The sequence below is a fragment of the Oerskovia gallyi genome (assembly GCF_014836745.1).
Lineage (GTDB): Bacteria > Actinomycetota > Actinomycetes > Actinomycetales > Cellulomonadaceae > Oerskovia > Oerskovia paurometabola.
On the sequence record NZ_JACSQE010000013.1, the window covers coordinates 8365 to 29121 of the forward strand.

The window sequence follows — 20757 nt, forward strand, 5'->3', positions numbered from 1 at the left end:
GATGCTGGCCCAGGCCAACCAGTCCAACGCCGGAGTCCTGCAGCTCCTCGGCTGAGACTGACAGCCACCCGACGGGCGGCGGCGTCCGCACAGGTCGCCGTCCGTCGGGTGCTCTTCCCTCACCGACCTGATCCTGGCTGACCCAGCCGACCCCAACGTCCTGGAGGCTTTTCCCGTGGGCATCACTCTCTCCGGCCTGACGTCGAGCGGTCTCGACGTCAAGGCGCTGGTGGCGGACCTCATGAAGGTCGAATCGATCCCCCAGCTCAACCTCCAGGCCAAGGTCAAGCTCCAGCGCACCGAGATCACGGCGCTCCAGGACCTCAACACGCGCATCGCCGCGCTCGCGAAGTCCGCCAAGGACCTCACGTCTCCCAACGCCCTCGCGCAGTTCAAGGCGACGAGCTCGTCGGACGCCGTCGCGGTGACGGCCAAGCCGGCGGCCGGAGCGGGCACGATCGACCTCGTCGTCGACTCGGTCGCCGCGGGCCAGAAGTCCGTGACCGGTGCCATGAGCACGGCCCCCGGCACGAAGTTCACGATCACCGACGCCAAGGGCGCGCACACCGAGGTCACGGCGGCTTCCTCCTCGCTCGACGACGTCGTCACGGCCCTCAACGGGTCGGACACGGGCGTCCGTGCGGTCAAGGTGTCCGCCGGCACCGACCCCGGCACGGGCGAGAAGCTCTACCGCCTGCAGCTCACGTCGACCGAGACCGGTGCCGAGAACGCGTTCTCGTTCCACGCCGGGACCGCGGCCGAGGTGGACGGCGGCACCGCGACCGACCTCCTCACCGCCCCGGGGGCGGCGACCGTGACGGCCGCCGCCGACTCGAAGGTGCGCCTGTGGGCAGGGACGCCCGCCGAGCAGACCGTGACGTCGTCCACCGCGGTCTTCACCGACCTGCTCCCGGGTGTGGACGTCACGGTCGCCAAGGCCTCTGCCAACCCGGTGACCATCACGGTCAACGAGGACACCGAGGCACGGACCGCCACGGTCAAGGGCTTCGTCGACTCTGTCCAGTCGATCCTGTCCCGCATGGCCGCGCTGACCAAGGTCACGATCGCGGCCGACGGATCGACGACGGGCGCGACGCTGGCCGGCGAGTCCGTCGTGCGCAACGCGCGCCAGATGCTGACCGACGCCGCGTCCTACCCGATCGACGGCGAGTCGCTGTCCGCGATCGGCATCGAGATCACGCGCACCGGCGAGGTCGTGTTCGACCCCAAGAAGCTCGACGCAGCCCTGGCCGCGGATCCGAACAAGGTCACGGCCACGTTCAACAAGGTCGCTGCCCGCGTCCAGGAGGCCGCGGAGTCGCTGTCGGACAAGTATGACGGCCAGCTGACCACCTCGATCCAGAACCGCGAGACCAACGCGAAGCGGATGGACGAGCAGATCGTCCGGTGGGACACGCGCCTCGAGCAGCGTTACAACCGGCTCAGCGCGCAGTTCACCTCGATGGAGGTGCAGCTCGCGAAGCTCGACTCCCAGCAGCAGTGGCTCACGGGACAGCTCAACGCCCTGAACCCGTCCAAGCGCTGACCCTCCCGCGAAGGAAACCCCGTGACCAACCTCGCCCAGAGCGCCTACGGGCGCGACGCCATCCTCACCGCGTCGCCGGCGCGTCTGCTGACCATGCTCTACGACCGGCTGGTGCTCGACCTGCGCCGGGCCGAGGTCGCGCAGGGCGAGGAGCGCTGGACGGCGGCCTCCGAGCAGCTCCTGCACGCGCAGGCGATCGTCGCGGAGCTCATGGGCTCGCTCGACACCTCCGTCTGGGACGGCGGCGAGGACCTCCTCGCCGTGTACGTCTACGTGCACGAGGCGCTGGTCGCGGCGAACGTCCACCGGGACATCGCGCGCACACACGAGGTGCTCGAGCTCGTCCTGCCGCTGCAGGAGACGTGGCGCCAGGCTGCCGAGGTTCTCCCCGCGGGGCACGACAGCACCTCGTCCGTCCGCACGGGCGGTGTGTCCGGTGTCGCCTGACTCGCAGCTCGTGGCTGCCAGGCCAGGGACGACGGCACCGGCGGCACCGGCGGTGTGGGAGCCCTCGCGGGTGCAGGGCTCCCCGCCCCTCGCGGACGCGCCCGAGCCGGACCCCGCCCTCGACCTTCGCGGAGCCCTCGACCCGCACGGTGACACCGACGCGGCCGCGGACCCGCACGCCGCCTGGTCCCGCGTCCTGGACGACCTCGCGGCGATGGCGGCGGGCGCGGGCCCCGACGCCGGCGGCGAGGTCATGGGCAGGCTCGTCCTGTGGACCCCGCCGACCGACCTGGGGCGTCTGCCCGCCTCCCTGGTGGACCGCGCGCTCGAGGTCCTGGCGGGCCATGCGCACGTCGTCGACCACTTGCACGACGCGGTCGCGGAGAACCGCCGGCACGCGCGAGCGCTGTCCGCCGTGCCGACCGTGCACGACGCACCGGTCGCTGCCTACCTCGACGTCGAGGCCTGACCGTTCCGTTCCGCGCGCTCGACGACGCCGCCCGGCGCGCCCGACGCCTCCGCGCACGCCGCCACGCGGTCGACGACGACTGACTCCCCGCAGCCCTGCATAGGGCTCGAAGTGACACGACGACGCATCACCTCACCCGCGACCCGGGTCAGGGTGCGCGACGCACGACGGCCGCGGAGCGGCCGAGAGGTCATGGTGAGCACGGACCGCTCACTCCGCAGGCCATGGGACGGCCGACACACCTTCGACGTGGGGATACCGCGAACGTGTTCGACTCCGTGACCTCCTTGGCGCTCCAGAGCGCGCTCGACGGGCTCTCCGCCCGTCAACGCGTGATCGCGGAGAACATCGCCAACATCAACACCCCCGGGTACACCGCCAAGCGGGTGCAGTTCGAGCAGGCGTTGGCCTCCTCCGTCGCCTCGGGCGAGGGACGTGTGGCGTTCAGCGTGGCGCGCTCGCTCGAGCCGACCCAGCTCAACGGCTCGAACGTCAACCTGGACACCGAGACCCTCTCGAACATCGACACCGTGCTGCGCTACCAGTTCGCGACGCAGGCCGTCGGTGGCGAGGCGGCCTCGCTGCGCGCGGCGATGAGGACGAGCTGAGATGACCTTCGACGCGATCGGCATCGCCGGCTCCGGCCTGACCGTGCACCGCAAGTGGCTCGACGCGGTCGCCGACAACCTCTCCAACGTGAACACCGTGACGTCGACCGACGACGCCGCGTTCCGCGCCCGCTACGTGACCGTCCAGGAGGGTGGCAACGACAGCCCCGGCGCGTTCGTCGCGGGCGCCGCCTGGGGCAGCGAGGAGGGGCGCGTCACGTACGAGCCGGACCACCCGCTCGCCGACGAGGACGGGTACGTGCGCTATCCGGACATCGACATGTCCGAGCAGATGGGGCATCTCATCCTGGCCCAGCGCGGGTACCAGGCGAACGCGGCGGTCGTCGACCGGGCCAAGACGGCCTACGAAGCAGCACTCCAGATCGGGAAGTGAGCCCCATGCCTGTGTCTCCCATCGAGCCCACGACCGCGACCGGCTACCTGTCGGGCGCCGAGGCGGCGTCGGCGCTGTCCGCCCTGTCGCCGACCACGGCCCCCGCGTCGACCGGACAGGTGGGCGCGACCGCGTTCGCCTCGGTCCTCGGCGGCGCGGTCGACAACACCCAGCAGCTGCAGGCGGCGTCCAACGAGCTGACGATCGCCGCCGTCTCGGGCGACCTGGCGGACATCCACCAGGCGACGATCGCCTCGACGCGTGCCGCGACCACCCTCGAGCTCGTCGCCACCGTGCGCAACAAGGCGGTCGACGCGTTCAACGAGATCATGAGGATGCAGGCCTGACATGCCGGAGAAGATCAAGTCGTCGTTCGGGCGCGCGTTCGGCGCCGTCCGCGACTTCACGATCGCGCAGCGCACGCTCGCGGTCCTCGCCCTCGCGATCCTCGTGGTCGCCGTGGTCGGCCTCGTGTCCTGGGTGTCGCGTCCGAGCTACGCGCCCCTGTACTCGGGCATGTCGAGCGCGGACGCCTCGGCGATCGTGGACCAGCTCAGGTCGCAGGGCGTCCCCTACCAGCTGTCCGACGGCGGAGCGACGGTGCTCGTGCCCGAGGAGCAGGTGTACGAGCAGCGGCTCGCGGCCGCCGCGGCGGGGCTGCCCGCCGACGAGTCGACCGGCGGGTACTCGCTGCTCGACGAGATGGGCGTGACGTCGAGCGAGTTCCAGCAGGACGTGACGTACAAGCGTGCGCTCGAGGGCGAGCTGGCGCGCACGATCGGCGCCATGGACAACGTCTCGACCGCGACCGTGCAGCTCGCGATCCCGGAGGCCACGGTCTTCGCCGCGGAGAAGGGCACCCCGACGGCGTCGGTGTTCGTGGCCCCGACCCGTGGGAAGTCGCTTGCCCCCGAGCAGGTGGAGGCCATGGTGCACCTGGTGTCGGCCTCGATCGACGGTATGTCGCCCACCGACGTCGCGGTCGTGGACCAGAGCGGCGCGGTCCTCTCGGAGGTCGGCGTGGGCACCCGGTCGTCCGGCAAGCAGAGCTCGGAGTACGAGGAGCGCACGGCCCGCGCGGTGCAGGCCATGCTCGACCGCGTCGTCGGTGCGGGGAACTCGACCGTCGCGGTGACCGCCGAGATGGACGTGTCGAGCTCGGAGCGTCTCGAGGAGACGTTCACCGCTCCCGAGAACGCGCCGGTGCTCAACGAGTCGACCACGACCGAGGAGTACACCGGAATGGGAGGCGGCGGCGCGGGAGTGCTGGGGCCGGACAACATCGCGGTCCCCAACGGCGGCACCGGTGACAGCAGCTACACGTCGCAGGACGCGACGCGCAACAACGCGGTCGACAAGACCACGGAGACGACGACGCGGCCCGCGGGCGCCCTGACGCGCCAGACGGTGTCGGTCGCGCTCAACGCCGACGCGGCCGGGGCGGGCAACACCGCGGCGATCACGAGCCTCGTCGCGGCTGCGGCCGGCATCAACGCGGAGCGCGGGGACGTGATCGAGGTCGAGCGTCTCGTCTTCGACACGGGGGCTGCGGATGCCGCCCAGGCCGCGCTCGCCGCTGCCGAGGCGGCAGCGGCCGCCGAGCAACAGGGCCAGATGCTGAGGACCGGGGCGGTCGTCACGGGCATCCTCCTGCTCGTCGTCCTGGGTCTCGTGGTCTGGTCACGGGCCCGCCGGCGCCGGGAGCGCCGCGAGACGGTCGACATCGCGGACCTCGAGCTGCGCCCCGTGCACGACGGCCTCGACGAGTTCGGGCCGGTGCGCGGCGGTCGTGACGACGGCGACGGTCTGCTCGAGCCGGTGCCCACGCGCCCCGAGATCCAGCCTCCGACGCCCCGCTTCTCGAGCCTGGACCAGCGTCGGGCCGAGGTGGACGCGCTCGCCGGGGCCGACCCGGACAAGACGGCCGAGTACCTGCGCGTGCTGCTGGCCGAGGACCGGTCGGTGCGGCGATGACGATCACGACGAACGCGCCGGGCACCGGCGTGCAGGATGCACCGGCGGGGACGGTCGGCACCTCGGGGGCGGGTGTGACGCAGACGATCACGGTCGACGCCCCGGCAGCCGGGGAGCCGCAGCTCCCGGTCGAGACGGTGCGCAGGATCGCCGGCATGTCCGGTGTCCAGAAGGTCGCGCTCGTCCTCATGCAGATGAGCCAGGAGCGTGCGGCCACGGTCATGTCGCTGTTCTCCGAGGAGGAGACGGGCGAGGTCGCGGCGGAGATCATGCGCACCCAGGTCGTCGACCCGGACCTCGCGGTCGCTGCGCTCGACGAGTTCTACGACATGGCGTTGTCCGGCAGCCCTCGCCCGCGAGGAGGCAAGGACCTCGCGGTGGGCCTGCTCGAGGCCTCGTTGGGAGTCGACAAGGCTGCCGACGTCGTCGAGCGCCTCGTGGCGAGCATGCAGGGCAAGGCCTTCGAGTACCTGGACGGGACCGAGCCGGGGCAGATCATCTCGCTGCTCGACGGTGAGCACCCGCAGACCGTCGCCCTCGTGCTCGCGCACCTGAGCGCGACCGTCGCGTCGTCGGTGCTGGCCAACCTCGCCGACGACTACCGCACCGACGTGGCGCAGGCGCTGGCCACGATGGGCACGGCGTCCCCCGAGGCGGTCAAGCTCGTCTCGGACCAGTTCCGCGCCCGGATGGGGGCGAGCATCGCGCCTCGGCAGCCGGTCGAGATCATCGGCGGCGTCCAGCCCCTCGTCGACATCATCAACCGCTCGGACGTCGCGACGGAGAAGGCGCTGCTCGAGGGCCTCGAGGCGCGGGACCCTGCCCTCGCCGACGAGGTGCGCTCGCGCATGCTGACGTTCGAGGACATCGCCTCGTTCGAGGCGCGCGACGTCCAGATCATCCTGCGGGGCGTGGAGATGTCCGTGCTCGCGCTCGCGATGAAGGGGACGACCGCGCGGGTCGTCGAGGCCGTCACGACCAACATCTCGGCGCGCAACCGCACGCTCCTCGACGAGGAGATCGCGGGCCTGGGTGGCGTGCGCGTGAGCCAGGTCGAGGAGGCACGAGCCGAGATCGTCCGTATCGTCCGGGACCTCGAGGCCGACGAGAAGATCACGATCCACCGCACGGACGGGGACGAGCTTGTCTACTGAGTCGGCGTTCGTCCCGAACGCGGTCCCGGTGCTGCACAGCTCGCGGGCCCAGGAGGTCGAGGCGGCCGCGTCCGCCCGCGGGTACGCCGCGGGGTACGCCGCGGGCGCCCGTGCTGCACAGGAGGGCGTGGACCGGCTGCGGGCCTCCCTCGAGGAGGAGCACGCACGCCGGGCGGCCGAGCAGGTCGAGAGCATCCGTCGCACGGTCGTGCTGCTGCACGAGGCCGCGCGAGCGCTCGCCGAGCGGACGGTGCCGGTCGTCGAGGCCGCGCAGGAGGCGACCCTGCGCGGGGCGCTGGACCTCGCCGAGGCGATCGTCGGCCTGCAGCTCGCCGACCGCTCCCTGGCCGCGCACGCGGCTCTCGCCCGCGTGACGTCGAGCGCCGAGGCTGCGGTCGTCGAGGTCCGCCTGCACCCGGACGACGTGCGCCTGCTCACCGAGGCCGGTGTCCGGGAGCCCGTGCTCGTGCCCGACGCGTCGCTCCGTCGTGGCGACGCCGTGGCGGACCTCGAGAAGGGCTACCTCGACGCCCGCGTCGGGGCGGCGGTCGAGCGCGCCCGGGCCGAGCTCGCGACCCTCGTCGCGGCGGCGGAGCACCCCGGGACGGGTGGGTTCGACGGCTCGGCCGAGGGGCGCCACCCGGGCCGGCGGCCCGGTGCCGGGAGGGCCGTGGCATGACCGCGACCGACGTGGCCGAGAAGCCGTCCGGGCCCGCACCCGGCGCTCCGTCAGCGCCGGCCCACGCCCTCGGGCGGGCCTCGTGGCGCCCTGCCGCGCTCGACGCGCTGGCCGCGGCCGCCCGCCCCGAGCGGGTCGGGGTCGTGTCGTCGGCGGTCGGTCTGAGCGTCGAGGTCGCGGGCCTGCGGTGCGCCCTGGGCGACCTGGTGCACATCGGGGACGCGCCGCACGGTGTCGCGGCCGAGGTCGTGGCGACGTCGCAGGGGCTGGCCCGGTGCATGCCGCTGGGCAGGCTGACCGGGGTGGGTGCCGGCGCCCCCGTGCGCACGAGCGGGACGGGCATCCTCGTCCCCACGGGTCGCGGCCTGTTCGGCCGCGTCATCGACGCGCTCGGGCGCCCGGTCGACGGGCTGGGACCGATCGTCAGCGACGCGCGGGTGCCGGTCGACAACGAGGCGCCCTCGGCGATGGATCGTGCCCGCATCGACACGCCGCTCCAGACGGGCGTGCGCGTGCTCGACTCCCTCGTGACCCTCGGGCGCGGGCAGCGCATCGGCCTGTTCGCGGGCTCGGGCGTGGGCAAGTCGTCGCTGCTGTCGATGGTGGCGCGCGGCACCGACGCCGAGGTCTCGGTCATCGCCCTCGTCGGCGAGCGCGGTCGTGAGGTCCGCGAGTTCCTCGAGGACGACCTGGGGCCCGAAGGCCTGGCCCGCTCGGTCGTGGTGGTCGCGACGTCGGACGAGCCGGCCATGATGCGCCGTCGGGCTGCGTTCACGGCGACCCGGATCGCCGAGGCGTTCCGGGACGAGGGCGCGCACGTCGTCCTCATGATGGACTCGCTCACGCGCGTGTCCATGGCGCAGCGCGAGATCGGGCTGTCGGTCGGCGAGCCACCCGCGACGCGGGGCTACCCGCCGTCGACCTTCTCCCTCATGGCGAACCTGCTCGAGCGGGCCGGCACGGGCGTGCGCGGTTCCGTGACGGGGATCTACACGGTCCTGGTCGACGGGGACGACCACAACGAGCCGATCGCCGACCAGGCGCGCTCGATCCTCGACGGGCACGTGGTGCTCGACCGGGCCATCGCGGTGTCGGGCCACTACCCGGCCGTGGACCCGCTGGGGTCGATCTCGCGCGTCGCGTCGCGCGTGACGACTCCCGAGCAGAGGTCGCTCGCGCTGACCCTGCGCAAGGTGCTCGCGGCACGTCGCAAGGCCCAGGACATCCTCGACATCGGGGCCTACAAGAAGGGCACCGACCAGCTCGTGGACGCGGCGATCGCGCACGAGCGCGCGATCGACGCCTTTCTCCAGCAAGCCATGACGGACGGCACACCGGCCGAGGAGACGTGGTCGCGCCTCGCGCGGCTGACCGAGGCCCTGATCGACGGGGAGGCGTGATGAGCACCAAGTTCCGGCTCGCGGGGGTGCTGCGGCTGCGGCGGCTCGAGGAGGACACGGCCAAGGCGCGGCTCGCGAGCGCCCACGCGGACCTCGCGCAGACCGTCGAGGAGGCGGGCGGGCTCTCGGCGTACCTCGAGTCGTCGCCCGACCGTGCGACGACGGGGGCGTCCCTCGCCGCCATCGCGGCCTCGCGGGCCGCCACGAGCGCGATGTTCGCGGCTCTCGAGGCCGAGGCGCGACGGAAGTCGGCCGAGGTCGACGCGGCGTTCAGCGGGCTCCAGGGAGCGCGGACCGCGCGCCTCGGGCTCGAGAAGCTCGAGGACCGCCACGACCAGGACGTCGCGCGCGCCGAGGGCCGCGCCGAGCAGGTCACGCTCGACGAGGTCGCCTCGTCGACGTGGCGACCGACCACCGGAAGGACCACCGGAGCATGAGCATGACCCAGGCCCTGGCTCGCGTCGGGGAGATCCGCACCGAGATCGCGACCCTCCAGGACCCCACGGCGACGCGCAGCGCGTCGACGTCCGGGACGGGCACCACCTCGGGCACGGGCGCGACGGGCGCGACCGACTTCGCGTCGGTCCTCGCCGCCGTCGGCGCGGGGGAGGGGGCCGGCTCGTCCGACCTGTTCGGCAGCCTGTTGTCCTCGCTCGGCGGGTCCGCCACGGGCACCGGGACGGGCACGGGGACGCTCGACCTCGCGGGGCTGTTCTCGTCGCTCGCCGGGACGGGGCGCGCGACCACGGCGGGCGCGACCGCTGCCGTGTCCCCGGCGTCGGGGGCCTCGGCCGCCGGCACGGGTGCCACGGGCAGCGCGGGAGCGATCCTCGAGACCGCCAAGCAGTATCTGGGGGTGCCGTACGTCTGGGGAGGGGAGAGCCTGGCCGAGGGCGGTCTCGACTGCTCGGGACTCGTCCAGCTCGTGTTCGGCGCGCACGGCATCGACCTCCCGCGGGTCGCGCGCGACCAGATGCGTCAGGGCACCGAGGTCGCGTCGCTCGCGCAGGCGCAGCCCGGCGACCTGATCGTCCAGCGGGGTGGCAAGCACATCGGCATCTACCTGGGCGACGGGCAGATGATCCACTCGCCCAAGCCCGGGCAGACGGTCGAGATCACCTCGGTCACGGACGCGTCCGTGACCACGATCCGTCGGGTGCTGGGCGCGGGGGTGGCGGCATGACCGCGGTCACGTCGTCGCTCGCGAGCGTCCTCGCGCCCGCTGCCGCGCCCGGTGCGCGCCGCGGTGCCGGGGACTCCTCGGACGCGTTCGGCCGGTCGCTCGCCGCGGCGTCGGACGAGGCCGCCGGGCCGGGGGACGCACCGACCTCCGGTGAGGGGTCGAGCGTCGTGGGCACCCTGCCCGACGGCGCCGCGCACCCGGGGCGTCCCGGCCTGCCCGGGTCCTCGGGCGGACAGGCGAGCACGCCAGTCGACGGGGGCCAGGGGTGGGGGCCGGGGGCGGACGGGACGGTGGCCGACGGTCTCGTCGGGGCCGGAGGCGCTGCGGGGTCCGGTGGCGCAGCTGGCGCTGCCGGGGCCGACGGCACCGACGGGTCCGACGGGTGGAGCGGCGTCGAGGGGGCCGGGACGCTCGACGGTCAGGCGGCCGCCGTGCTCCTGCCCGTCGTCCCCGTGCTGCCGGGACCGACCGGCACGCCGGACCAGGTCGGCACGGCGGGGAGCGCCGGCGTCCCCGGCCTTCTCGGCGCTGCGGGCGGCCACGTGGACGTCGGCGGGCCCGCCTCGTCAGGACCGGAAGAGCAGGCCAGCGCGCCCGTGCCACCGGTCGGCGGCGCGGGGGAGCCTGCGGACGGCGTCGGCCGGACGGCGGAGCAGATCGCCGGGCAGGGCGTCGCTCCGAGCGGGACCTCGACAGGGGCGACCGCGCCGGGTACCGCTCCGACCGACGCCCCGCCCCTCGGTGCCGCGACCGCTCCCACCACCGCCGGGCAGAGCTCCGGCGGGGCGGGCTCCTCGTCGGGCGGCGGGCAGCAGCACCCCGGCGCTGCCGTGACGGTGACGTCGACGGGGTCGCCGACCTCCGGAACGGCACCGGCCGCGACCGCTCCCGGCTCCGGCGCGGCTCTCCCGACCGGCGCGGCCGAGGTCGCCCCCGAGCCGACGGCGGCGCCCGGCCAGGTCGTCCCCGCGCCGGTGCCGGTGGTGCAGGCCCCGGTGAGCGGCGCCGTCGGGCAGGTCGTCCCTGCCCCCGCCACGCCCCAGGCGACGCCCACGCTCCACGCCCAGGTCTCCGGACCCGTGTTCCAGCTCCTCGACGCGGGCGACGGCGACCACGTGCTCACGTTGTCGGTGACCCCCGACAACCTGGGCCCCGTGACCGTCCGGGCCCACATCGCGGGCGGCGAGCTGCGGATCGAGCTCTTCGCCCCGCACGACGCGGGCCGCGACGCCCTGCGTGCCCTCGCGGCCGAGCTCCGCCGCGACCTCGCGGGCATCGCGCCCACGGCGTCGCTGTCGGTCTCGGACGCGAAGGAGGCACCGGCGCAGGGGACCGGCCACCAGGCCGGGTCCGGCGACGGCACCGCGGGAGACGCAGGAGCCGGCACCGCCGGTCGCCCCGGCGAGCAGCACCCGTGGCAGTCCCGCACCGGTGCACGTCCCGGTGTCCCCGGGGCGACCACCGACCAGACCATCCAGCCGACAGTGGACGACACGACGCCGGGGGCCTCCCGGCGCCTCGACGTCCTCGTCTGAGAGAGGAACGAAGTGCCGGTCCCCCCCGTCACCGGGCCCGTCTCCGCCCCCGTGGAGACCGCCCCGCGCACGCAGAACGCGCGCGCCCCCAAGCAGGAGTACGACAGCGAGCTGTTCCTCGGGCTGCTCGTGACGCAGCTCCGCAACCAGGACCCGTCCAGCTCCATGGAGACCAGCGAGATCGTCGCCCAGACGACGTCGCTGGCCATGATGGAGTCCCTCAGCGCCATGCGGACCCTCGTCGAGGACTCCGCGGTGCGGCAGCAGGAGGCGTTCGCGCTGCAGATGCGCGACGCGGCCGCCACCCTGCTCGGCAAGGAGGTGTCCTACCTCGACGCGGACGGCGTCGAGCACACGGGCATCGCCACCGCGGTGTCCTACAAGGACGCCGTCCCCACGGTGACGATCGGCGACAAGAGCATCGCGCTCGACAAGGTCTCCGGCGTCACCGGCACGGTCAGCACGGATGCCACCGACCCCCCACCCGCCACGGACGGCGCAACCGACAGCCAGGCCGGCGCAGCCGCCTGACCCGAAAGGACTCTCGTGCTCCGTTCTCTCAACACCGGAATCTCCGGTCTGCGAGCCCACCAGACCATGCTGGACGTGACGGGCAACAACATCGCCAACGTCAACACGACGGGCTTCAAGTCCTCGCGCACCCAGTTCCAGGACACGCTCTCGCAGCTCGTCGCCGCGGGTGTCGCCCCTGACCAGCAGGTCGGTGGCTCCAACCCCGCCCAGATCGGCCTCGGCGTCACGACCGCGGCGATCACGACGCAGTTCACGCAGGGTGCGTCCCAGGCCACGGGCGTCGCGACCGACCTCATGATCGACGGCGACGGGTTCTTCGTCGTCGAGAGCGGCGGCCAGCAGCTCTACACCCGCAACGGTGCGTTCGACTTCGACGCCAGCGGCCGACTGGTCAACGCAGACGGCGCGTTCGTCCGCGGCTGGACGGCGGTCAACGGGGTCGTCAACACGAGCGGCCCCCTCGGCCGTCTCACGATCCCGGTCGGCGACGTCGCCCCGCCCGAGGCCACGACGAGCGTCACGCTCGGCGGCAACCTGCCGGCCGACGCGAAGGACGGCACCAAGGTGGTGCGCGACATCGAGATCTTCGACGAGCTCGGCACGTCGACCAAGATGTCGCTCGAGTTCACCGCGACCGGCGGCACGTGGTCGGTGAGCGCGCTCGACGCCGCGACGGGGACCGTCATCGGAGGGCCGCAGGACCTGACCTTCACCGACGGCGCCCTCACGGCGGGCGGGTCGCTCACGGTCGCGGGCGTGGCCATCGACCTCGGCACCGTCACGTCCTACGCGGGGCTGTCGAACGTCGCGGTCTCGGCCAAGGACGGCGCCGCGGCCGGCTCGCTCAAGTCGTACTCGGTCTCCGGCAACGGGTCGATCATCGGCACCTACTCGAACGGCAAGACGGCCGTCCTCGGCCAGGTGGCGCTGGCGTCCTTCACCAACATGGGCGGCCTCGAGAAGGCGGGCGGCTCGACCTACGCCGCCACGCAGTACTCGGGCGAGGTCATCGTGGGCGGTGCAGGGGACCAGGGCATGGGCTCCATCACGGCCGGCTACCTGGAGATGTCGAACGTGGACCTCTCGCAGGAGTTCACGAACCTCATCGTGTCCCAGCGCGGGTTCCAGGCGAACTCGCGCGTCATCACCACCTCCGACGAGGTGCTGACCGAGCTCGTCAACCTCAAGCGTTGACGACGGCCGCGCGCGGGGCGGCGCGCGGTCACCACGGTGCCCCCGGGACGACCCGTCCCGGGGGCACCGTCATGCTCGGGGCGGCCCGGACGGTTCAGCCACCCTCGCCTTCACGAGAGCCCGACGGCTGCCGAGAGTACGGATCAGCGGGGCAGGGCCGACCGGTGCACCGCGCCGCGAAAGACCTGGCCAGACGCCCTTCGCACCCTGCGACCCGACCCGACCCGAAGGTGGAACCGTGATCGTCCTCACGCGCTTCAGCTCCGAGCGCATCGCGATCAACGCGGACCTCGTGGCCCGAGTCGAGACCAACCCGGACACCCGGGTCACGCTGATCGACGGTTCTCGATACATCGTCACCGAGTCCATGGAGGACGTGATCCGGCTGGTCGAGGAGCACAAGGCTCGCGTCCTGCTGCTCGCGCAGTCCATGACCGTCACGAACGAGCGCACGCCGCTCGGCATCGTGCCGGACCGGCCCGAGCCGGCCGCGCACGACCGGGTCCCGGTCCCCGTGACCCCGCTGCCCACCCCGAGGAAGTAGGCCCCATGGATCCCGCAACCATCATCGGCATCCTGTTCGCGTTCGGTGCGCTCGTCGCGATGGTGCTCCTCGAGGGCGCCCAGATCACGTCGATCCTGCTGCCCGCGCCGATCATCCTCGTCTTCGGGGCCAGCATCCTCGTCGCGGTCGCGTCGGGCACGGTGCGCGACGCGCTCCAGGCGGTCAAGGCGCTGCCGAGGGCCTTCATGAGCAAGCCCGCCCGCCCGGCGGACGCGATCGAGGAGGTCGTGCGCGCTGCCGAGATCGTGCAGAACGACGGCGGCCTCCTCGCGCTCGAGGCGGAGTCGCAGAAGACCGACGACCCGTTCCAGCGCAGCGCCCTGCAGTCCCTGGCCGACGGTGCCGACGCGGACCAGCTGCGCACCCTGCTCGAGGAACGGATCGAGACCAAGAGCCGCGAGGACGCGGTCGCGTACGACTTCTACAACGCGATCGGCGGGTACGCCCCGACCATCGGCATCGTCGGCACCGTCGTCTCGCTGACCCACGTCCTGGAGAACCTGTCCGACCCCGCAGAGCTCGGGCACATGATCGCCGCCGCGTTCATCGCGACCCTGTGGGGCATCCTGTCCGCGAACTTCATCTGGCTGCCCATCGGCGCCAAGCTCAAGCGCATCTCCGACCTCGAGATCCAGCGGCTCGACGTGCTGCTCGAGGGGTACATGTCGATCCAGGCGGGCGCCCGCGCCCGCGTCATCGACGAACGCCTCAAGACCATGGTCCCCGAGTGGTCGCTGCCCCCGGGCAAGGCAGCCTGATGAGCCGGCGCGGTGGGCACGGCCGGAGCAGGCGAGGCGGTGGCGGTGGCGGTGGTGGTGGAGGGCACGACACGGGCGGCAGCGGTCGCTGGATGGTGTCCTACATGGACATGGTCACCGTCATCATGTGCCTGTTCATCGTGCTGTTCGCGATCAGCTCGGTCGACCAGGACAAGTACCAGGAGCTCAAGTCGTCGCTCGCGGCGGGCTTCGGCACGATCGAGGACGCCGACGTCGTGGAGGCGGTCATCGACAACCCCGCGACCGAGCCGCCCGCCGACGTCGAGACCGACCTCGAGCGGGCCCTGGCCGAGGTCGCCGACCTGACCGGGCTGCGCGACGCGATGTCGAAGGACCTGCAGGCGTACGGCATGTCCGAGACCGTGCGGTTCGAGATCGACGAGCGCGGCCTCACCGTCCGTCTCGTGTCGGCCGACACGTTCTTCTCGCCGGGCAGCGCCGACCTCACCGAGGAGGCGGGGGCGGTGCTGGCGATCATCGGCCCCGTGCTCGCTCCGACGCCCTACGAGATCCAGGTCGAGGGGAACGCGGACTACAAGGCGACCGTGGGCTCGCGCTACCCGACGAACTGGGAGCTGTCCTCCTCGCGTGCCACCTCGGTGCTGCGCTACCTCGTCGAGCACAGCGGACTCACCGAGCACAGGATCGCGGCCGTGGGGTTCGGGTCCGCCCGCCCGCTCGCCGCGGGCACCCACGACGAGGCGCTCGCCACGAACCGGCGCGTCGACATCATGGTGCTGTCCGCCCAGCCCGAGGCCGTGCGAGCGCTGATCCCCGAGGTGCTCGGCGGCACCCTCACCGCGGCGGACGTGCCGGCGGCGGAGGCGGCGCAGCGCGCAGCCCAGGCGAGCGCGGCGGAGGCGGCGACCGCGCAGGACTGACCCACCACGGGCTCCCGCCGACGCGCAGGCTCTGCGGCGCGTGCGTGCATAGGAGACCAGCGTGAGCACGACGACACCCGTCAGGGTCCAGGGTCCCGCCGACCGGCGCAAGGTCGAGGTCTACGACTTCCGTCGTCCGACGACGCTCGTGCGTGAGCACCACCGCATCCTCGAGATGGCGTTCGAGAGCTTCGCCCGCCAGTGGGGCACGCAGCTCACGGCGCGCGTCCGGGTCGTGTCCCAGGTGAGCCTGGCCGCGGTGACCATGCGCACGTACGACGACTACGTGGCCGACCTGCCGGTCACGACCGCGGTTGTCGTGTGCGAGATCGACGGCATCAACCCGCGTGCCGTGCTGCAGTTCCCCCACACCGACGCACTCACGTGGATCGCGCACATGCTCGGCGCCGGCCCGTACATCCCGGCGATCGACCGCAAGTTCACCGACGTCGAGCGAGCGCTCGTGACCTCGCTGGTCACGGAGACGCTGCGCGACCTGCGGCACTCGATGGGGCGTCTCCTGGAGACCCCCCTCAAGATCGGGTCCATCCAGCACAACTCGCAGTTCGTGCAGGCCGCGCCGACCGCCGAGCTCATGATCGTGGCGGAGTTCAACCTGCGCGTCGGAGACGGACCGTGCACGGCCACCCTGGCGCTGCCCGCGATCGCGCTGCTCCCGCACCTCGGCGAGGCGAACCCTGCCGACGACCCGGCCGACGCCGCGGCCCGCACGCGACGACACCTCGCACGTTCCCTGGTCGACGTCACGGTCGAGCTCTCGAGCGCGGTGATGACGCCCGTCGAGGTCGTCGACCTCGCGGTCGGCGACGTCATCCGCCTGCCGCACAACCGCTCCCGCCCGCTCGACGTCATCGTCGACGGCCACGTCCTGGCGCGCGGCGCCGTCGGTTCGTCCGGCTCCCGCCTCGCCTGCCGCATCGTCACCACCGAGGAGAACTGACACATGAGCACCGCCACCACCGCCGACCGCACGGCCGTCGAGGCCGCGGCGGAGGCCGCCCGGGCACTCGTCGAGCTCGTCCCCACGAGCACGCCGCTCTCGGCCGCGATCTCCGGCGGGGCCCCGGTCGGCCCGCAGGCCGTGACCGCCGTCGTCGCCTCGTACGTCGGGGACACCGGCACCGACATGGCGCTCGCCCTCATCGACGAGTCCTCGCTCGCCGACGCGTCCGAGACCCCGACGCTCGACGTGACCGACCTCCTGCGCCCGGCGCTCGAGGCGGCTGGTGCCACGACCGGCGTCGGTGTGCTCGGCGACGTCCGCGTCTCCGACGCGACCGAGCTCTTCGAGGACGAGGAGGCCGTCGTCTTCGAGCTCTCCGCCGGGGGCGGGCCGACCGCGGGCTGGTTCGTCGTCCGCACGCGCAAGACCCTGCGCGGCCTGCCCGACGAGGCCATGACGGGCAGCAGGCTCGCGCGCATCTCCAACGTCGAGATGCGGCTCGCGGTCGTCGTCGGGCACACGCGCATGCCCGTGCGCGAGGTGCTCAACCTCGAGCCCGGCGCCGTCGTCGAGCTCGACCGCTCGGCCGGTGCGCCCGCCGACGTCCAGCTCAACGGTCGGACCATCGCCAAGGGAGAGGTCGTGGTCGTCGACGGCGGCGACTACGGCGTGCGGATCACCAAGATCCTCGACGCGGACGACTGAGCCCGTGGACGTCACCACCGTGCTGCGCGTCGCCTTCTCCTTGGCGGTCGTCATGGGGCTGCTGTGGCTGTCGTACCGGGTCGCCGACCGGAGCAGGCGCACGGCCCCCGCGGGCCGTGGCGCGCAGCTCACCGTCGTCGCCCGTCAGGGGCTGAGCCAGAAGAGCGCCGCCGTGCTCCTCGACTCGGGCGGTACCCGCTACCTGCTGGGGGTCACCGAGTCGTCGGTCACGGTGATCGACCAGGGCCCCGCGCCCGCGACGTCCGCGACGACCGGCCCCGCGACCCCCAAGCACGCGCTGCGCGGAGCGACGGCCTCGCGCGTGGGGCCGTTCAACGTGGTGAAGTCGACGACCGGGCCGCAGGTCGTGGCCGCCCCCGTGGGTGGAGCGGAGGCAGGCCCGCTCGGGGACACCGGTCCCGCCGAGCCGAGCCAGTCCTTCGACGAGGCCGTCCTCGCCGCGCACGTCTGGCTCGGCGAGACGACCGTCCCGACGGACGACGCGGCCACCGACCCGTCGGCCTCCGGTCCGGCAGGGCCCGCGCCCGCGCCCGCGGCGGCCGTGTTCGCGGTGGCGGGTGCGCCGTCGGGCGTCCCCACCGCCCTGCTCGAGCCCGCCGCGGCGCGCTCGCTCCTGGCCGTCGACACCTGGCGGCAGGCCGCGCGCGCCGTGTGGGGGCCCCGGCGATGACCCTCGACACCCCGGCGCGTCAGGGGTCGCGCCGCGTCGTGGCCCTGGCCGCGGCCGTGCTCCTCGTCGCGCTCGTCCTCGTGGCGACCGTGCTGCTCGCCCCGTCCGCGAGCGCCGCCCCGACCGACCCCACGGCGCCCACCGCCCCGGTCGACCCGACCGCTCCCGACGGGGGCAGCAGCTTCTCGGTCGAGATCAACGGTCCGAACGGCGAGCCGTCGTCGTCCCTCGTGACGCTCGTGGGCATCACGCTGCTGTCGCTGGCCCCGACGCTGCTGCTCATGATGACGTCGTTCACGAAGATCTTCGTGGTGCTGTCCCTGACGCGCAACGCGCTCGGCACGGGGACCGTGCCGCCCAACATGGTCCTCGCGGGGCTCGCGCTGTTCCTGTCGATGTTCATCATGTGGCCGGTGTTCGGCGAGATCAACGACGCCGCCGTCCAGCCCTACCTCGAGGGCACCACGACGTTCAGCCAGGCGCTCGACGCGGGCTCCGTGCCGCTGCGCGAGTTCATGCTCGCGCACACGCGCGAGGAGGACCTCGCGCTCATGACGCGCGCGGCCGACCTCGACAACCCGGCGACCATGGCCGACGTCCCGCTGACCACGCTCGTGCCGGCGTTCGTCATCTCGGAGCTGCGGGCCGCGTTCATCATCGGCTTCGTGATCTTCGTGCCGTTCCTCGTGATCGACCTGGTCGTGGCGGCGGCGCTCATGAGCATGGGCATGATGATGCTCCCGCCCACCATGATCTCGTTGCCGTTCAAGCTGTTGCTGTTCGTCCTCGTCGACGGGTGGGCGCTCATCACGACCTCGCTCATCGGCTCGTACGGGGTGGGGTGACATGGAGACCTCGGCAGTCCTCGACATCGCGACGCAGGCGATGATCCTCGCCGCGAAGCTCGCGGCCCCCGTGCTCATCACCTCGCTCGTGGTGGGGTTCTCGATCTCGCTCGTGCAGTCGGTGACCCAGATCCAGGAGGTCACGCTCTCGTTCGTGCCCAAGGCCGCGGCGGTCGCGGTCGCGCTCATCGTGTGCGGGAACTGGATGATCGGCGAGCTGGTCTCGTTCACCCACTCGATGTTCGACCTCATCCCGTCGCTGCTGGGCGGCGGCTGACGTCGGTGACGTTCGACATCGACCAGGCGTGGCTCCAGGCGACCCTGCTCGCGGGGGTCCGCCTGGCCGCGTTCATGCTGCTCGCGCCGCCGTTCTCCCACAAGGCCATCCCGCGCCAGGTGCGCGCCATCCTCGCGGTCTCGCTGGGCCTGGTGGTCTCGGGCCGGGTCGCGCCGACGTACGAACCCGTGGGCACGGCGACGTTCTTCGCCCACGTGGTCGCCGAGGCGGCGACGGGCGCCATGCTGGGCACGATGGTCATGATCGTCTTCTCGGCCGTGACCGCGGCCGGCTCGCACCTCGACCTGTTCGGGGGATTCTCGGTCGGCATGGCGTTCGACCCGCAGACGAACGTGAGCGGGTCGCAGTTCACGCGTCTGTTCGCGCTGGCCACCGTCGTCCTGATGTTCACCTCGGACGCCTACCAGCTCGTGATCCTCGGCCTCGCGCGCTCGTACGACGTGGTGCCCGTGGGGGCGTTCGCCGGGGTCCCGGCCGGGTCGTTCGTCGACGCGCTCACGGGGTCGTTCGTCGCGGGTCTCCAGATCGCCGGGCCCATCGTCGTGGTCCTCTTCCTGGCCGACGTCGGACTGGGCCTGGTCACCCGTGTCGCCCCCGCGCTCAACGCGTTCGCGCTCGGCTTCCCGCTCAAGATCTTCCTGACCCTCTCGCTCGTCGGGACGGTGCTCATCGCCCTGCCGCACGCCCTGTCCGCGCTCACGGCGCAGGCCCTGAAGCTGATGGGAGGCGTGGGCTGATGGCGGACACGTCCGAGGAGAGGACCGAGCAGGCCTCCGACCGCAAGATGAAGGAGGTCCGCGAGAAGGGCCAGCTCGGCCGGTCGCAGGACCTCACGGCCTGGGTCGGGATCGCGGTCGCGGGGGCGCTGCTGCCCCTGACGCTCGGCAACGCGGCGGGTGCCGCGACCGAGCAGGTGCTCTCGATCCGCACCGTGATCGAGAACCCCGAGCCGGCCGTCGCGGTCGTGCTCCTGCAGGAGGCCCTCGGGTCGATCCTGCCCACGATCGGCGCGCTGCTCGCGGCCGTGGCGCTCGCCGCGATCATCGGTTCGGTCGTGCAGGGCGGCCTGCACCTGAAGAAGTTCCGGGGTGAGTTCCAGCAGTTCAACCCGGTCTCCGGGTTCAAGCGGATCCTCGGCCCGCAGGCGTTGTGGAACGGCGTCAAGGCGCTGCTCAAGACGACCGTGGTCGGGGTCGTGCTGTACGTCGTGATCCAGTCGCTCATGCCCGTGCTGCTGTCCGCGGGTGGGCTGCCGGTCTCGTCGCTGCTGGAGGCAGCCGGGTCGGGGGTCAGGGCGCTGCTGCTCTGGGCGACCGCGGCGGGGATCTCGCTCGCGCTGCTCGACGTGCTCGTCGTCGCCAAGCGCAACCGCAAGAAGACGCGCATGACGAAAAAGGAGCTCAAGGACGAGCACAAGAACAGCGACGGCGACCCCATGGTGAAGTCGCAGCGCCGGTCGATGGCGCGCTCCCTGTCGCGCAACCGCATGCTCGCCGCGGTCGCTGACGCCGACGTCGTGATCGTCAACCCCACGCACGTCGCGGTCGCGATCCGCTACGAGGCGGGGAAGTCCGCACCGCGCGTCGTCGCCAAGGGCGCGGACCACCTCGCCGCGCGCATCCGCGAGAAGGCCGAGGAGGCGCGCGTGCCGATGGTCCGCGACGTCCAGCTCGCGCGCGCCCTCCACAAGGTCTGCGACGTCGGGCAGGAGGTCCCGGTCGAGCTGTACATGGCCGTCGCGCGCGTCCTCGCGTTCGTCATGGCCCTCGCACGCCGGGGGGCAGCGGTCTCCTCCGTGCCGCACCGGCTGGGCCGTCCGGCGATCGCGCCGGGGGAGTGGCCGGTCGAGGGCGCCGCGGGGGACGGCGAGGCGCGCACGGCGTGAGGCGACCGACGTGCCCGACCGACCGCG

At 72.8% G+C, this 20757-nt stretch carries 25 protein-coding genes; all 25 read left to right on the forward strand.

Annotated elements, in window-relative coordinates; genetic code table 11:
- The first annotated feature begins 175 nt into the window (after positions 1-175).
- A complete protein-coding gene (gene fliD / locus H9640_RS15360; protein WP_191791657.1) occupies positions 176-1546 on the forward strand; it encodes a flagellar filament capping protein FliD in 1371 nt (456 codons plus the stop codon).
- A gap of 21 nt (positions 1547-1567) precedes the next feature.
- Positions 1568-1993, forward strand: coding sequence for a flagellar export chaperone FliS (gene fliS / locus H9640_RS15365; protein WP_191791658.1), 426 nt, complete (start codon positions 1568-1570; stop codon positions 1991-1993).
- Positions 1983-2462, forward strand: a complete 480-nt coding sequence (locus H9640_RS15370) for a hypothetical protein (RefSeq protein WP_191791659.1) — start codon at positions 1983-1985, stop codon at positions 2460-2462. Before fliS ends, H9640_RS15370 begins: the two co-directional genes overlap by 11 nt.
- 266 nt (positions 2463-2728) lie before the next feature.
- On the forward strand, positions 2729-3070 hold the full coding sequence (locus tag H9640_RS15375) for a flagellar basal body rod protein FlgB (protein ID WP_191791660.1): 342 nt from the start codon (positions 2729-2731) through the stop codon (positions 3068-3070).
- Position 3071: 1 nt separating this feature from the next.
- Entirely contained in the window at positions 3072-3464 is a 393-nt protein-coding gene (locus H9640_RS15380) for a flagellar basal body rod protein FlgC (protein ID WP_191791661.1), read from the forward strand.
- Between the two features lie 5 nt (positions 3465-3469).
- Positions 3470-3811 carry a flagellar hook-basal body complex protein FliE gene (fliE, locus tag H9640_RS15385; RefSeq protein WP_191791662.1) on the forward strand — a complete coding sequence of 114 codons (342 nt, stop codon included), beginning with the start codon at positions 3470-3472 and terminating at the stop codon, positions 3809-3811.
- A 1-nt stretch (position 3812) separates the two neighbouring features.
- On the forward strand, positions 3813-5438 hold the full coding sequence (gene fliF, locus H9640_RS15390) for a flagellar basal-body MS-ring/collar protein FliF (RefSeq protein WP_191791663.1): 1626 nt from the start codon (positions 3813-3815) through the stop codon (positions 5436-5438).
- Positions 5435-6592 carry a flagellar motor switch protein FliG gene (gene fliG / locus H9640_RS15395; RefSeq protein ID WP_225227318.1) on the forward strand — a complete coding sequence of 386 codons (1158 nt, stop codon included), beginning with the start codon at positions 5435-5437 and terminating at the stop codon, positions 6590-6592. Before fliF ends, fliG begins: the two co-directional genes overlap by 4 nt.
- On the forward strand, positions 6582-7271 hold the full coding sequence (locus H9640_RS15400; RefSeq protein ID WP_191791664.1) for a FliH/SctL family protein: 690 nt from the start codon (positions 6582-6584) through the stop codon (positions 7269-7271). The genes fliG and H9640_RS15400 overlap by 11 nt, the downstream gene beginning before the upstream one ends.
- Positions 7268-8671 (forward strand): FliI/YscN family ATPase, encoded by a 1404-nt coding sequence (locus tag H9640_RS15405; RefSeq protein WP_191791665.1) that lies wholly within the window; start codon positions 7268-7270, stop codon positions 8669-8671. The genes H9640_RS15400 and H9640_RS15405 overlap by 4 nt, the downstream gene beginning before the upstream one ends.
- Entirely contained in the window at positions 8671-9108 is a 438-nt protein-coding gene (locus tag H9640_RS15410; protein ID WP_191791666.1) for a flagellar export protein FliJ, read from the forward strand. Before H9640_RS15405 ends, H9640_RS15410 begins: the two co-directional genes overlap by 1 nt.
- Complete coding sequence (locus H9640_RS15415; protein ID WP_191791667.1) at positions 9105-9854, forward strand: C40 family peptidase; 750 nt, start codon at positions 9105-9107, stop codon at positions 9852-9854. The genes H9640_RS15410 and H9640_RS15415 overlap by 4 nt, the downstream gene beginning before the upstream one ends.
- Positions 9851-11389 (forward strand): flagellar hook-length control protein FliK, encoded by a 1539-nt coding sequence (locus H9640_RS15420; RefSeq protein WP_191791668.1) that lies wholly within the window; start codon positions 9851-9853, stop codon positions 11387-11389. The genes H9640_RS15415 and H9640_RS15420 overlap by 4 nt, the downstream gene beginning before the upstream one ends.
- A gap of 12 nt (positions 11390-11401) precedes the next feature.
- Positions 11402-11920: a flagellar hook assembly protein FlgD gene (locus tag H9640_RS15425; protein WP_191791669.1), complete on the forward strand. Its 519-nt coding sequence runs from the start codon at positions 11402-11404 to the stop codon at positions 11918-11920.
- Positions 11921-11935: 15 nt separating this feature from the next.
- A complete protein-coding gene (locus tag H9640_RS15430) occupies positions 11936-13117 on the forward strand; it encodes a flagellar hook protein FlgE (protein WP_191791670.1) in 1182 nt (393 codons plus the stop codon).
- A gap of 238 nt (positions 13118-13355) precedes the next feature.
- Positions 13356-13661: a flagellar FlbD family protein gene (locus tag H9640_RS15435; protein WP_191791671.1), complete on the forward strand. Its 306-nt coding sequence runs from the start codon at positions 13356-13358 to the stop codon at positions 13659-13661.
- Positions 13662-13666: 5 nt separating this feature from the next.
- Positions 13667-14440: a motility protein A gene (locus H9640_RS15440; protein ID WP_191791672.1), complete on the forward strand. Its 774-nt coding sequence runs from the start codon at positions 13667-13669 to the stop codon at positions 14438-14440.
- Positions 14440-15342: an OmpA/MotB family protein gene (locus tag H9640_RS15445; protein WP_191791673.1), complete on the forward strand. Its 903-nt coding sequence runs from the start codon at positions 14440-14442 to the stop codon at positions 15340-15342. Before H9640_RS15440 ends, H9640_RS15445 begins: the two co-directional genes overlap by 1 nt.
- A 61-nt stretch (positions 15343-15403) precedes the next feature.
- Positions 15404-16303: a flagellar motor switch protein FliM gene (locus H9640_RS19755; RefSeq protein ID WP_307823972.1), complete on the forward strand. Its 900-nt coding sequence runs from the start codon at positions 15404-15406 to the stop codon at positions 16301-16303.
- 3 nt (positions 16304-16306) lie between these two features.
- Positions 16307-17011 carry a flagellar motor switch protein FliN gene (fliN, locus tag H9640_RS15455; protein WP_191791674.1) on the forward strand — a complete coding sequence of 235 codons (705 nt, stop codon included), beginning with the start codon at positions 16307-16309 and terminating at the stop codon, positions 17009-17011.
- Positions 17012-17015: 4 nt separating this feature from the next.
- Positions 17016-17702: a FliO/MopB family protein gene (locus tag H9640_RS15460; RefSeq protein ID WP_191791675.1), complete on the forward strand. Its 687-nt coding sequence runs from the start codon at positions 17016-17018 to the stop codon at positions 17700-17702.
- Positions 17699-18547, forward strand: coding sequence for a flagellar type III secretion system pore protein FliP (gene fliP, locus H9640_RS15465; RefSeq protein ID WP_191791676.1), 849 nt, complete (start codon positions 17699-17701; stop codon positions 18545-18547). Before H9640_RS15460 ends, fliP begins: the two co-directional genes overlap by 4 nt.
- 1 nt (position 18548) lies before the next feature.
- Positions 18549-18824: a flagellar biosynthesis protein FliQ gene (gene fliQ / locus H9640_RS15470; RefSeq protein WP_191791677.1), complete on the forward strand. Its 276-nt coding sequence runs from the start codon at positions 18549-18551 to the stop codon at positions 18822-18824.
- 5 nt (positions 18825-18829) lie between these two features.
- Positions 18830-19582: a flagellar biosynthetic protein FliR gene (locus H9640_RS15475; RefSeq protein WP_191791678.1), complete on the forward strand. Its 753-nt coding sequence runs from the start codon at positions 18830-18832 to the stop codon at positions 19580-19582.
- Positions 19582-20730 (forward strand): EscU/YscU/HrcU family type III secretion system export apparatus switch protein, encoded by a 1149-nt coding sequence (locus H9640_RS15480; protein ID WP_191791679.1) that lies wholly within the window; start codon positions 19582-19584, stop codon positions 20728-20730. The genes H9640_RS15475 and H9640_RS15480 overlap by 1 nt, the downstream gene beginning before the upstream one ends.
- Positions 20731-20757 lie beyond the last annotated feature (27 nt).